The 14957-nt window shown below is 40.3% G+C and carries 11 protein-coding genes; all 11 read right to left on the reverse strand.

Annotated features, from left to right (window positions below):
* Positions 1-4 precede the first annotated feature (4 nt).
* On the reverse strand, positions 5-826 hold the full coding sequence (gene rplB / locus ACDG22_RS01720) for a 50S ribosomal protein L2 (protein ID WP_007567350.1): 822 nt from the start codon (positions 824-826) through the stop codon (positions 5-7).
* Positions 827-833: 7 nt separating this feature from the next.
* Positions 834-1124 (reverse strand): 50S ribosomal protein L23, encoded by a 291-nt coding sequence (gene rplW / locus ACDG22_RS01725; RefSeq protein WP_007567348.1) that lies wholly within the window; start codon positions 1122-1124, stop codon positions 834-836.
* Positions 1125-1144: 20 nt separating this feature from the next.
* Positions 1145-1774, reverse strand: coding sequence for a 50S ribosomal protein L4 (gene rplD / locus ACDG22_RS01730; protein WP_007567346.1), 630 nt, complete (start codon positions 1772-1774; stop codon positions 1145-1147).
* Positions 1774-2391, reverse strand: coding sequence for a 50S ribosomal protein L3 (gene rplC, locus ACDG22_RS01735; RefSeq protein WP_007567344.1), 618 nt, complete (start codon positions 2389-2391; stop codon positions 1774-1776). The genes rplD and rplC overlap by 1 nt, the downstream gene beginning before the upstream one ends.
* A gap of 21 nt (positions 2392-2412) precedes the next feature.
* Positions 2413-2718 carry a 30S ribosomal protein S10 gene (rpsJ, locus tag ACDG22_RS01740; protein WP_007567343.1) on the reverse strand — a complete coding sequence of 102 codons (306 nt, stop codon included), beginning with the start codon at positions 2716-2718 and terminating at the stop codon, positions 2413-2415.
* Positions 2719-2808: 90 nt separating this feature from the next.
* A complete protein-coding gene (gene fusA / locus ACDG22_RS01745) occupies positions 2809-4926 on the reverse strand; it encodes an elongation factor G (protein WP_007567341.1) in 2118 nt (705 codons plus the stop codon).
* A 30-nt stretch (positions 4927-4956) separates the two neighbouring features.
* Positions 4957-5433 (reverse strand): 30S ribosomal protein S7, encoded by a 477-nt coding sequence (rpsG, locus tag ACDG22_RS01750; RefSeq protein WP_007559393.1) that lies wholly within the window; start codon positions 5431-5433, stop codon positions 4957-4959.
* A gap of 146 nt (positions 5434-5579) precedes the next feature.
* The gene (gene rpsL, locus ACDG22_RS01755; RefSeq protein ID WP_007567337.1) at positions 5580-5984 is read right to left on the reverse strand and encodes a 30S ribosomal protein S12; all 405 of its coding nucleotides are present in this window, start codon (positions 5982-5984) and stop codon (positions 5580-5582) included.
* A gap of 183 nt (positions 5985-6167) precedes the next feature.
* Complete coding sequence (locus tag ACDG22_RS01760; RefSeq protein ID WP_007567334.1) at positions 6168-6494, reverse strand: DUF3467 domain-containing protein; 327 nt, start codon at positions 6492-6494, stop codon at positions 6168-6170.
* A 237-nt stretch (positions 6495-6731) separates the two neighbouring features.
* Complete coding sequence (rpoC, locus tag ACDG22_RS01765; RefSeq protein ID WP_177593148.1) at positions 6732-11018, reverse strand: DNA-directed RNA polymerase subunit beta'; 4287 nt, start codon at positions 11016-11018, stop codon at positions 6732-6734.
* 73 nt (positions 11019-11091) lie between these two features.
* Positions 11092-14904: a DNA-directed RNA polymerase subunit beta gene (rpoB, locus tag ACDG22_RS01770; protein WP_177593147.1), complete on the reverse strand. Its 3813-nt coding sequence runs from the start codon at positions 14902-14904 to the stop codon at positions 11092-11094.
* Positions 14905-14957: the final 53 nt, after the last annotated feature.

The raw sequence follows: 14957 nt of genomic DNA on the forward strand, positions 1-14957 counted from the left end.
GTTATTATTTTCTTCTTTCAATAATATACTTAGAAGACTGTTTCTTAGGTGCTCTTGTCTTCAAGCCCTTAGCATACAAGCCTGTACGTGATCTTGGGTGACCTCCTGACTGACGTCCTTCACCACCACCCATCGGGTGATCAACTGGGTTCATAACAACACCACGGTTGTGAGGACGACGACCCAACCAACGAGAACGTCCAGCCTTACCTGAAGCTTCCAAAGCATGGTCTGAATTACCAACACTACCAACTGTAGCTTTACAAGCACTTAAGATTTGTCTTACTTCACCTGAAGGCAACTTGATTACACAGTATTTACCTTCACGAGAAGTCAACTGAGCAAAATTACCAGCCGATCTTACCAATGCAGCACCTTGACCCGGACGCAACTCAATGTTATGAATTACAGTACCGACAGGGATGTTTTCAAGAGGAAGTGCGTTACCAATCTCAGGCGCCGCATTCGCTCCAGACATCAAAGTGCTACCAACTTGCAATCCATTAGGAGCAATAATATATCTTTTTTCACCATCAGCATAAAACAACAACGCGATACGAGCTGAACGGTTCGGATCGTATTCAATTGTTTTAACAACTGCTGGAACACCGTCTTTATTTCTCTTGAAATCAATAATACGGAATTTTCTCTTATGACCGCCACCGATATAGCGCATTGTCATTTTACCTACATGGTTACGACCACCAGTAGAACGCTTTCCATATACAAGAGATTTTTCTGGTACCGATGCAGTAATTTCTTCAAAAGTACCAATAATTTTGTGTCTCTGCCCCGGTGTTGTGGGCTTAAATTTACGTACTGCCATCTTTTATTTAAATATTGCTATAAAAATCAATAGTATCACCTTCTTTCAATGTAACGATAGCTTTTTTATAAGCATTAGTACGTCCATTGATAAGACCTGATTTAGTATAACGGCTCTTGTTCTTTCCTGCGTAACGGATAGTATTCACATCAACAACAGTTACGTTATACAAAGCCTCGATTTCGCTCTTAATTTCTAATTTGTTAGCTTCAGGACGAACAATAAATCCAAAGCGGTTGAACTTTTCAGATATTGCCGTCATTTTTTCTGTAACCAACGGTTTAATAATCATTCCCATATTACTTCAGCCTCCTTTAATTATTTAACTAAGGTTTCCTCGATAGCTTTCAATGCGCTCTCTGTAACAACAAGAGTTTCTGCGTTCAATACTGAGTAAGTATTCAGCGCAGAAGCAATTGCAAGATTTGTACGCTCTAAGTTACGAGCAGACAAATATACGTTTTTATTTGCTTCCGGCAAAACCATAAGCAGCTTTTTACCAGCTACTTTAAGATTATTCACAACATTTACGAATTCTTTAGTCTTAGGAGCTTCAAAAGTGAAGTCTTCTACTACTACGATATTGTTAGCCTGAGCCTTATATGCCAAAGCAGACTTACGAGCCAAAGTCTTTACTTTCTTGTTCAATTTGAACCAATAATCACGTGGCTTTGGACCAAATACACGAGCACCACCAACCAACAATGGAGAGTTGATATCACCACGACGTGCACCACCTCCACCTTTCTGACGACCTAATTTACGAGTAGAACCACTGATTTCGCTTCTTTCTTTAGACTTATGAGTTCCCTGGCGCTGATTAGCCATGTACTGTTTTACGTCCAGATAGATAGCGTGATCATTCGGAGTGATTCCGAAGATAGCTTCATTCAAAGCAACCTTTCTTCCGGTATCTTCACCCTTAATATTTAATACGTTAACTTCCATTATTTCTCAATTATTACGATTGAACCTTTGCAACCCGGAACAGAACCTTTGATCAAAAGCAAGTTGTGTTCAGGAATTACCTTTAATACCTGTAAGTTGTGAGTAGTTACTCTGTCACCACCCATTTGACCACCCATGCGCATTCCTTTGAATACTTTTGCAGGGTAAGAACAAGCACCGATAGAACCCGGCTTACGAGCACGGTTGTGCTGACCGTGAGTAGTCTGACCTACACCACCAAATCCGTGACGTTTAACAACACCCTGGAAACCTTTACCTTTAGAAGTACCGATTACGTCTACATAGCTAGCATCGTTAAACAATTCTACAGTGATAGTATCACCTAAATTCAATTCTTCTGAGAAATCTTTGAACTCGGCCAAGTGTCTCTTTGGAGTTACTCCAGCTTTCTTAAAGTGACCCATCAACGGTTTTGTAGTATGCTTTTCCTTCTTGTCTTGGAAACCTACCTGAACAGCTGCATAGCCATCTTTTTCTACACTCTTAATCTGAGTAACTACACAAGGACCAGCTTCGATAACAGTGCATGGTACATTTTTACCATCAGCACTGAAAACGGATGTCATTCCGATTTTCTTTCCTAATAATCCTGGCATTTCAGTTAATTTTTAAATTTATTAAACTTTAATTTCTACTTCTACTCCACTTGGTAATTCCAATTTCATCAAAGCATCTACTGTCTTAGCAGTTGAGCTATAGATGTCGATCAGTCTTTTATAAGAAGACAATTCAAACTGTTCACGAGACTTTTTATTAACAAAAGTTGAACGGTTTACAGTAAACACACGTTTGTGAGTTGGCAATGGAATAGGACCGCTAACAATAGCGCCTGTAGCCTTCACAGTTCTCACAATCTTCTCAGCAGACTTGTCTACCAAATTGTGATCGTAAGATTTCAGTTTAATTCTAATTTTCTGACTCATTAGTAATAGTTAATTAATTATTATTTTTAAGGTGAAGCATGAGGGCTAAGAGTCATTCGCTAGCCCTCATCAGCTTCAAGTTATTTCTGATTATACCAAATCTACGCGACCTTTAACTTCTTCCAATACAGTCTTAGCGATAGAGCTTGATACCTGAGCATGGTGATCATAAGTCATTGAAGAAGTTGCACGACCAGAAGTGATAGTACGCAAAGCTGTTACGTAACCAAACATTTCTGCCAGCGGAACCATAGCCTTCACGATACGAGCACCAGAACGGCTAGTTTCCATTCCTTCAACCTGACCACGACGCTTATTCAAGTCACCGATAACGTCACCCATGTTTTCTTCAGGAGTAACAACTTCCAACTTCATGATAGGTTCCATTAATACAGGACCTGCCTTAGCGCAAGCATTCTTATAAGCCTGAATAGCACAGATTTCGAAAGACAACTGGTCAGAGTCAACCGGGTGGAATGAACCATCTTTCAATACAACCTTCAATGAGTCAAGAGGGAATCCTGCCAACACACCATTCTTCATAGCAGTCTGGAAACCTTTCTGTACAGAAGGGATAAATTCCTTAGGCACATTACCACCTTTAACTTCATCGATAAATTGCAATCCACCTTGTTTGAAGTCTTCATCAACCGGACCGATTGTCACAATGATATCAGCAAACTTACCACGACCACCAGACTGCTTCTTATAAACTTCACGCAATTCAACAGTCTTAGTAATAGCTTCCTTGTAGTTAACCTGAGGACGACCCTGGTTACATTCTACTTTGAATTCACGTTTCAAACGATCGATAATGATATCCAAGTGAAGCTCACCCATACCAGAGATAACTGTCTGACCTGTCTGTTCATCAGTTTTTACTGTAAATGTCGGGTCTTCTTCAGCCAACTTAGCCAAACCGTTAGACAATTTATCCAAGTCTTTCTGAGTCTTAGGCTCTACTGCGATACCGATTACAGGTTCTGGGAAGTCCATAGATTCAAGAACGATCGGAGCTGTTTCATCACACAATGTATCACCAGTACGAATATCCTTGAAACCTACACCAGCACCAATATCACCAGCACTAATTACTTCAACAGGATTCTGTTTATTTGAGTGCATCTGGAACAAACGTGAAACGCGTTCTTTCTTTCCTGAACGAGAGTTGAAGATATAAGAACCTGCTTCAACCTTACCAGAATATACACGGAAGAAAGTCAGACGACCTACATATGGGTCAGTAGCAATCTTGAACGCCAAAGCAGAAGTCTTTTCATCTTCATCTGGCTTACGATCTTCTTCAGCTCCAGTAGATGGGTTAGTACCAATAATATTTGGAGTATCCAATGGAGAAGGCAAGAAAGCACATACATAATCCAGCAAAGTCTGTACACCCTTATTCTTGAATGAAGAGCCACACAGCATTGGAACGATTTCCATCTTCAATGTTCCGGCACGCAATGCACGCATGATTTCTTCCTCTGTAATAGTAGAAGGATCATCAAAATACTTTTCCATCAAAGCTTCGTCGAACTCAGCAACCTTTTCAAGCATCTTGTCTCTCCATTCCTGTGCTTCATCAACCAAGTTTGCAGGAATTTCTTCTACATCATAATCAGCACCCATTGTTTCATCGTGCCACAAGATAGCTTTCATCTTAACCAAGTCAACTACACCCTTAAAGTTTTCTTCAGAACCAATAGGGATAACTACCGGACATGGATTAGCACCTAAAACATCCTTCATCTGACGTACAACTTCAAAGAAGTCTGCACCAGAACGGTCCATTTTATTAACGTAACCGATACGAGGAACATTATACTTATCAGCCTGACGCCATACAGTTTCAGACTGCGGTTCAACACCACCAACTGCACAATATGCAGCAACAGCGCCATCCAATACACGCAATGAACGTTCAACCTCAGCAGTAAAGTCTACGTGTCCCGGAGTGTCAATCAAGTTAATTTTATACTTATTACCTGCATAGTTCCAGTAAGTAGTGGTAGCAGCTGAAGTAATAGTGATACCACGTTCCTGCTCCTGCTCCATCCAGTCCATAGTAGCAGCACCATCGTGCACCTCACCAATTTTGTGAGTCAGACCAGTGTAAAACAAGATACGTTCAGAAGTAGTTGTCTTACCAGCATCGATGTGCGCCATGATACCGATGTTACGGGTCAAATGCAAATCATGTTTAGCCATTTTATTTCCTAGTTAAAATTAATACTTGATTTAGAATCTGAAGTGAGCAAAAGCACGGTTAGCTTCAGCCATACGGTGCATATCTTCTTTACGTTTGAAAGCACCACCCTGCTCGTTATATGCATCAAGAATTTCAGCTGCCAATTTATCAGCCATTGATTTGCCACCACGTTTACGGGCAAAAGCAATCAAATTCTTCATAGAGATTGACTCTTTACGGTCAGGACGAATTTCTGTAGGAACCTGGAAAGTTGCACCACCAATACGGCGAGACTTAACTTCCAGCTGCGGAGTTACATTATCTAGAGCTTTTTTCCAAACTTCCAAAGCTGAAGTTTCTTCACCTGGGAGTTTTGTCTCAACTGTCTTCAATGCATTGTAGAAGATTTCGTAAGAAGTATTCTTCTTTCCATCATACATCAGATGGTTTACGAATTTAGAAACCTTCTGATCATTAAATACTGGATCCGGAAGGATCACACGTTTTTTTGGTTTTGCTTTTCTCATTTTGTTTGATAATAATGTTTAGTTTGGGGCTGCATCTCTGTTTTCTTCAACGCCTCCTCTGAAGCATTTACTCAACCTTAAAGCTTTTCCAACAAACCAAAACGAATTAATAAAGTTTTTTACTAAGGATTGTACTCAGCTACGAATTATTTCTTACCCTTTCCTGCTGGAGCCTGTCCTGGTTTCGGGCGCTTAGCACCATATTTAGAACGTCTCTGTGTACGACCAGCAACACCTGCTGTATCCAATGTTCCACGAACAATATGATAACGTACACCTGGAAGGTCTTTCACACGACCACCACGAACCAATACGATTGAGTGTTCCTGCAAGTTATGTCCTTCTCCCGGAATGTAAGAGTTCACTTCCTTAGAGTTTGTCAAACGCACACGAGCAACTTTACGCATTGCTGAGTTCGGCTTTTTCGGAGTTGTAGTATAAACACGTACACAAACACCACGTCTCTGAGGGCATGAGTCCAATGCAGGTGATTTACTCTTCTCAACCAAAACCGTTCTTCCTTTTCTTACTAACTGTTGAATAGTAGGCATTTTGTTTTGATTTTAATTATTATATATATTGTTTATTGTTTTTCCAATCCTAGTCGAAACTATACATTTCGGGCTGCAAAATTACAAATAACTTTTTAATAGACAAACTGTTTTAAAATAAAAAAAGCCCATTTCCCGAAAAAAGTCGGGAAATGGGCTATAAAGCTATGTTTTTATATTTTTTTAAGCTTCTCCCTTAAAATCACTCAATGGAGGAACAAAGGTTTTACTACCGTTTCCCTGTTCTTCCGGCATACGTATTGGACCAAAATTATGCTCGTACTTTGCAACATTATCCTGCAATGCATACATCAATCGTTTTGCATGTTCAGGAGTCATCACAATACGCGATTGTACTCCAGCCTTTGGCAAGCCCGGCATAATACGAACAAAATCTACAATAAACTCAGAAGTAGAATGAGTAATTATAGCAAGATTAGCATAAGTTCCTTGAGCTACTTCTTCTTTCAGCTCTATCTGAAGCTGGTTATTTTTGTTTTCGTTTTCCATAATAACTTAGTTTTTACATTTCAATTTTTATATTAACGCCACAAATGTAGGGAAAAAGTTGAATCATCCGAACAGTTAAGTAAAAATTTCAATAGCCAATTTCACTTTTTGGCAAATTCAACGAAGCTATTAAAGGGAAAATATAAGTTGAGATTTTTGATTTATGATTGATATAAATACAAAAGGAGCTGTGCCATTCTTCATGACACAGCTCCTTATATGTATAAGATTAAAGTATTATTCTACTTCACTATAATCAAGCACGTTCTTACGATTTGCCAAAATTCTGTCATACTCTTCTTTTGAGCCAACAATAATCTTTTCGTATTCACGCTGACCAGTTCCGGCAGGTATCAGGTGACCGCAGATAACGTTTTCCTTCATACCTTCCAGTTTATCAACTTTACCGTTAATTGCTGCTTCGTTCAAAACTTTAGTAGTTTCCTGGAATGATGCAGCCGACATAAAGCTTGATGTTTGCAATGCAGCACGTGTAATACCTTGCAAAATCTGAGTTGATGTAGCAGGAACAGCATCGCGTACTTCTACTGGTTTTAAGTCACGGCGCTTCAGCATACTGTTTTCATCACGCAACTTACGAGCTGTAACAATCTGTCCCGGCTGCAAGTTCTGAGAATCACCAGCATCAACAACAACTTTCTTACCCCAGATACGGTCGTTTTCCTCGTTAAATTCCAAACGGTCTACAACCTGCTGTTCCAAGAAGCGAGTATCTCCCGGCTCATCAATCTGAACTTTACGCATCATCTGGCGAACGATAATTTCAAAGTGCTTATCGTTAATCTTAACACCCTGCAGACGGTATACATCCTGAATTTCGTTCACGATGTACTCCTGTACTGCTGTAGGACCTTTAATAGCCAAGATGTCAGCAGGAGTGATAGCACCATCTGACAACGGAGTTCCGGCACGTACATAGTCGTTTTCCTGAACAAGAATTTGCTTTGACAGAGCCACAAGGTACTTCTTCACATCGCCAGTCTTAGATGTAACGATAATTTCACGGTTACCACGTTTAATCTTACCCATCGTAACCTCTCCATCGATTTCTGAAACAACAGCAGGATTAGACGGATTACGTGCTTCGAACAATTCGGTTACACGTGGAAGACCACCGGTGATATCACCTGCCTTACCAACCGCACGTGGAATCTTAACCAAAATATCACCGGCCTTAACCACCTGCTTGTCTTCAACAACGACGTGACCACCTACCGGCAAGTTATATGTACGAATGATACCACCATTTTCATCCAAAATATGCAATGACGGGATCTTTGTCTTATCTTTAGATTCTGTAATGATGATTTCACGCAAACCTGTAGCTTCATCCGATTCTACCTTATATGTTACATTCTCAATTACAGATTCAAAATCAATCTTACCTGCAGCTTCTGTAACAATAACGGCATTGAACGGGTCCCACTTAGCAATCAGCTTACCTTTCTCAACGACTTCACCATCTGATGCATACAGTTTAGAACCATAAGGAACGTTATGTGTTGACAGGATAATACCTGTATTAACATCCACGAAACGAACTTCAGCCAAACGACCAACAACGATTTTAACTGCTTCACCTGTTTCTTCAACAGCGTCTACTGTACGCAATTCTTCAAACTCAAGACGTGCATCGTTCTTCGCAACAATACTTGCATTTGCAGCCATGTTACCGGCGATACCTCCGGCGTGGAACGTACGCAATGTCAACTGAGTACCCGGTTCACCGATTGACTGAGCAGCGATAACACCAACAGCCTCACCTTTCTGAACCATACGGCTGGTAGCAAGGTTACGTCCATAACACTTAGCACATACACCCTTCTTCGACTCACAAGTCAATACAGAACGGATTTCAACGCTTTCAATCGGAGAATCTTCGATTTCCTGTGCAATTGATTCTGTAATTTCTTCACCAGCAGCTACTATCAGCTTACCAGTTGTAGGATGTATTACATCGTGTACAGAAACACGTCCCAAAATACGTTCATACAATGTTGCAATAACTTCATCGTTATTCTTCAATGCTGTACAAACCAGACCACGCAATGTTCCACAGTCTTCTTCATTAATGATCACGTCGTGAGAAACGTCAACCAAACGACGAGTCAAATATCCGGCATCGGCAGTTTTCAATGCAGTATCGGCAAGACCCTTACGAGCACCGTGAGTAGAAATAAAGTACTCCAACACTGACAAACCTTCCTTAAAGTTAGAAAGAATCGGGTTTTCAATAATCTGAGCACCTTCAGCACCTGCTTTCTGAGGTTTAGCCATCAAACCACGCATACCAGACAACTGACGGATCTGTTCCTTAGAACCACGGGCTCCAGAATCCAACATCATAAATACAGAGTTGAATCCTTGATCGTCATTCTTAATAGTCTTATACAAGATATCAGACAAGTCGCTGTTAACGTGTGTCCAAGTATCAATAACCTGATTGTAACGTTCGTTGTCAGTGATGAAACCCATGTTATAGTTCATCATAATTTGCTCAACCTCTTCGTTACCACGTTTAACCAGCTCTTCCTTTTCTTTCGGGATAATGATATCACCCAAGTTGAATGACAAACCACCTTCGAAAGCTTTCTTATAACCTAAGTTCTTAATACCATCCAAGAATTCACAAGCACGGGCAACACCGACTGTCTTAATAACATCGCTGATGATATCACGCAATGATTTCTTAGAAATAATAGTATTCAAGTAACCGCATTCATCTGGAACCAACTCATTAACGATAATACGTCCTACAGAAGTTTCTTTAATCATCTTCTTGACAATATTACCATTTTCATCAAGGTCGTTAGTTACAACACTGATGATAGCGTGAATATCTACTTTTCCTTCATTGTAAGCAATCAATGCTTCTTCTGGTCCGTAGAAAATCAATCCCTCACCCTTAGCACCTTTACGCAACTTGGTAATGTAATACAAACCAAGAACCATATCCTGTGCCGGCACTGTGATAGGAGCACCATTGGCAGGGTTCAATATATTATGTGATTGAAGCATCAACATCTGAGCTTCAAGAACAGCTTCATTACTCAAAGGCAAATGTACCGCCATCTGGTCACCATCAAAGTCGGCATTGAACGCAGTACATGCCAACGGGTGCAACTGAATAGCCTTACCTTCAATCATCTTAGGCTGGAATGCCTGAATACCCAAGCGGTGCAAAGTCGGCGCACGGTTCAGCAATACAGGATGTCCTTTCATTACATGCTCCAAGATATCCCAAATAACTGGCTCCTTACGATCTACAATTTTCTTTGCAGACTTGACAGTCTTAACAATACCACGTTCTATCAATTTGCGAATGATAAATGGTTTGTAAAGTTCGGCAGCCATCAATTTAGGAATACCACATTCACCCATCTTCAGTTCCGGACCTACGACAATTACTGAACGTGCAGAATAGTCAACACGTTTACCCAGCAAATTCTGGCGGAAACGTCCTTGCTTACCTTTTAAGCTATCTGAAAGTGACTTCAAAGGACGGTTGGCATCAGTCTTCACTGCGCTTGACTTACGAGAGTTGTCAAACAGTGCGTCAACAGCTTCCTGCAACATACGCTTTTCATTACGTAAGATCACTTCCGGAGCCTTGATTTCAATCAGACGTTTCAAACGGTTATTACGAATAATAACACGACGATACAAATCATTCAAGTCAGAAGTTGCAAAACGACCTCCATCCAATGGAACCAACGGACGTAATTCTGGTGGAATAACCGGAACAATACGTACAATCATCCATTCAGGTTTATTACGGCCACGTGAAGCACGGAAAGATTCTACAACCTGCAAGCGCTTCAAAGCTTCATTCTTACGCTGCTGAGAAGAATCATTATTAGCTTTATGACGTAATTCATAAGAAAGAGCATCTAAGTCCAGACGAACGAGTAAGTCATAAATTGCTTCAGCACCCATCTTCGCAATGAACTTATTTGGATCACTGTCTTCCAGATATTGGTTTTCTTTTGGAAGACTATCCATAATATCAAGATATTCTTCTTCAGACAGCAAATCATATTGGCTGATACCGTCTTCTGCTTTTATACCCGGCTGAATAACTACATAACGTTCATAGTAAATAATAGCATCAAGCTTTTTTGTAGGCAATCCTAACAAATAGCCGATTTTATTAGGCAAAGAACGGAAATACCAGATATGTGCAACAGGTACAACCAGCTGAATGTGACCGCTACGTTCACGACGAACTTTCTTTTCTGTTACTTCTACACCACATCGGTCGCACACAATTCCTTTATAACGAATGCGCTTGTATTTACCACAATGACATTCGTAGTCCTTTACCGGACCGAAGATTCGTTCACAGAACAAACCATCACGTTCCGGTTTATAAGTACGGTAGTTGATAGTTTCCGGTTTCAATACTTCACCGAAAGAGTTTTCCAAAATCTCTTCAGGAGAAGCCAGTCCGATCGTAATCTTTGAGAAATTACTCTTTATCTTAGTATCTTTTCTAAAAGCCATACTTTATATTTTATAAAATGAAGAATTTAAAGATGAAGGTGGAGGCTATCCGTCTCCATCCTTCATTAATATATTATTCCAGTGTAATGCTCAGGCAAAGACCTCTCAATTCATGCAGCAATACATTCAAAGATTCAGGGATACCCGGAGTAGGCATTGGTTCACCCTTGACAATTGCTTCATAGGCCTTCGAACGTCCAACTACATCATCAGACTTGATTGTCAGAATTTCCTGAAGAATATGGGCTGCACCAAATGCTTCGATTGCCCAAACCTCCATTTCTCCAAAACGCTGACCACCAAACTGAGCCTTACCACCAAGTGGCTGCTGAGTAATCAGAGAGTACGGACCGATAGAACGAGCATGCATCTTGTCTTCAACCATGTGACCAAGTTTCAACATGTAAGTCACACCAACGGTTGCCGGCTGGTCAAACTGCTCACCTGTACCTCCATCATATAAGTAAGTCTTACAATAACGAGGCAAACCAGCTTTATCTGTCCATTTATCCAAATCATCCAGAGTAGCACCATCAAAGATCGGAGTAGCAAATTTCACACCCAGTTCTTTTCCGGCACGTCCAAGTACAGCTTCGAAAATCTGACCGATGTTCATACGAGAAGGCACACCCAACGGATTCAATACGATATCTACAGGAGTTCCATCTGCCAAGAACGGCATATCTTCCTGACGTACGACACGTGATACAATACCCTTGTTACCGTGACGACCTGCCATCTTATCACCTACACCAATCTTACGTTTCTTAGCAATATAAACTTTAGCCATCTGAATGATTCCTGAAGGCAACTCATCTCCGATGGTCAAAGCGAATTTCTTACGCTTCAACTCAGCATCGAGTTCTTTATATTTCTTCAGGTAATTCATGATCAAATCACGAATCATGTCATTCTTATGAGCATCAGAAGTCCATTTGCTCAACTGAATGATTGTATAATCCAATGATTCCAAGTCACGTTTTGTAAACTTGGCACCCTTAGCAATCACTTCAGTTCCCAAATAATCCTTAACGCCTTGAGAAACCTTATCATTAGTCAAAACTAACAGTTTTTCAACTAAGATTTCTTTCAGTGCTGCTGCCTTTTCTTCAAATTCTTCATTCAGTTTCGGCAGAATAGCCTTATCTGCATTTTTCTCACTACGAGTCTTTATAACACGTGAATATAATTTCTTATCGATAACCACACCTCGCAATGATGGAGAAGCTTTTAATGAAGCATCTTTTACATCACCAGCTTTATCACCAAAGATTGCACGCAGCAATTTTTCTTCTGGAGAAGGATCTGATTCACCCTTCGGAGTAATCTTACCAATCAAGATATCTCCCGGCTCGATACGTGCACCAATACGGACAATACCATTTTCATCCAAATCTTTTGTTGCTTCTTCACTCACATTAGGAATATCAGAAGTCAACTCTTCCATACCGCGCTTAGTTTCACGTACTTCAAGGATGTATTCGTCAACGTGTACAGAAGTCAGAATATCTTCACGAACAACACGTTCATTCAACACAATAGCATCCTCGTAGTTATATCCTTTCCATGGCATATAGGCAACCAACAAGTTCTTACCCAGTGCCAATTCTCCGTTAGCTGTAGAATATCCTTCTGTTAAGATATCTCCCTTCTTTACACGCTGACCTTTAGTACAAATCGGACGCAAGTCGATAGTCATACTCTGGTTCGTTTTGCGGAATTTAGGGATACGATATTCCTTTAATGCCGGTTCAAAGCTTACAAATTCTTCATCATCTGTACGGTCATACAAAATTCGAATTGTTGTTGCATCTACAAAATCAATTACACCGTCACCTTCAGCTGTAATCTGAGTACGTGAATCTTCACATAATTGTTTTTCGATACCAGTACCAACAATAGGAGCTTCTGTCTTCAACAAAGGAACTGCCTGGCGCATCATGTTTGATCCCATCAATGCACGGTTAGCGTCATCATGCTCCAAGAACGGAATCAATGAGGCAGCAATAGAAGCGATCTGCTGTGGAGCAACGTCCATCAACTCTACCTGATCGGGAGTTACTACCGGATAATCAGCATCACGACGAGCTTTTACTTTCTCGCGGATAAATGTTCCGTCATCATTCAACGGTGCATTACCCTGAGCTATAATCTTGTCTTCTTCTTCCTCTGCTGACAAATATTCTATACCTTCCGGTGATAAATCAACAACTCCATCTTTTACTTTACGGTAAGGAGTTACGATAAATCCAAGATCATTAATCTTTGCATATACACACAAAGAAGAAATCAAACCGATATTCGGACCTTCAGGAGTTTCAATCGGACACAAACGACCATAGTGAGTGTAGTGTACGTCTCGCACCTCAAATCCGGCACGATCACGCGACAAACCACCAGGACCTAATGCAGACAAACGACGTTTGTGAGTGATTTCAGCCAGCGGATTTGTCTGGTCCATGAACTGTGACAAAGCATTTGTTCCAAAGAATGAATTAATAACAGAAGAAATAGTCTTCGCATTAATCAAGTCAATCGGAGTAAATACCTCGTTATCGCGTACATTCATACGTTCACGGATAGTACGTGACATACGAGCCAAACCAATAGCGAACTGATTAGACAACTGTTCTCCTACTGTACGTACACGACGGTTGCTCAAATGGTCAATATCATCTACATCTGCTTTTGAGTTAATAAGCTCAATCAGATATTTGATGATTTCAATAATATCTTGTTTTGTCAATACTTTGACATCCATATCCGTATCCAGATTCAACTTCTTGTTGATACGGTAACGTCCTACTTCACCCAGATCATAACGCTTTTCAGAGAAGAACAAGTTATTGATAACTTCACGAGCACTAGCATCATCAGCAGGATCTGCATTACGCAACTGGCGGTAGATGTACAATACAGCTTCCTTCTCTGAGTTACTTGGGTCTTTCTGTAAAGTATTGAAAATAATTGAATAGTCAGAAGAATTAGCTTCTTCATTGTGAACGAGGATATTCTGGATACCAGATTCCAAAATCAAATCGATATGTTCCGGTTCGATTACAGTTTCACGGTCGATTACAACCTCGTTACGTTCAATAGAAACAACTTCACCAGTATCTTCATCAACGAAATCCTCAGTCCAAGTTTTCAGCACACGAGCTGCCAGCTTACGACCAATAATCTTTTTCAAGTTGGCTTTATTAACTTTTACATCTTCAGCCAAATTAAAGATTTCCAGGATGTCTTTATCATTTTCAAAACCAACAGCACGCAGCAGTGTAGTAACAGGCAACTTCTTCTTACGGTCAATGTAAGCATACATTACGTTGTTAATATCCGTTGCAAATTCAATCCAAGAACCTTTAAACGGAATGATACGAGCCGAGTACAGTTTTGTTCCATTAGCATGGATACTTTGTCCAAAGAATACACCCGGAGAACGGTGTAACTGAGAAACAACTACACGTTCTGCTCCATTGATAACAAAAGTAGCTTTTGGAGTCATGTAAGGGATAGGACCCAGATATACATCCTGAATAACGGTATCAAAGTCTTCGTGATCGGGGTCTGTACAATAAAGCTTCAGCTTAGCTTTCAAGGGAACACTATAAGTCAAGCCACGTTCTAAACAGTCATCGATTGTATAGTGAGGCGGGTCAATATAGTAGTCGAGGAACTCGAGCACGAAGTTGTTACGTGTATCTGCAATAGGGAAGTTTTCTGCAAACACCTTATACAAGCCATCGTTCTTTCGTTTTTCAGGCGGAGTATCTAACTGTAAAAAGTCTTGAAATGACTTCAATTGCACTTCCAGGAAATCCGGATACTTCATCGGATTCTTAATAGAAGCAAAATTAATTCGTTGATTATTAGTATTTGAAGACATCTGTATGGAGTTAAAATGTTTAAATTCAGGTAAGAGAACCTGTGTAACTTAAT

This window comes from Phocaeicola coprocola (genome assembly GCF_041333015.1).
In the GTDB taxonomy this organism is placed as follows: Bacteria; Bacteroidota; Bacteroidia; order Bacteroidales; family Bacteroidaceae; genus Phocaeicola; species Phocaeicola coprocola.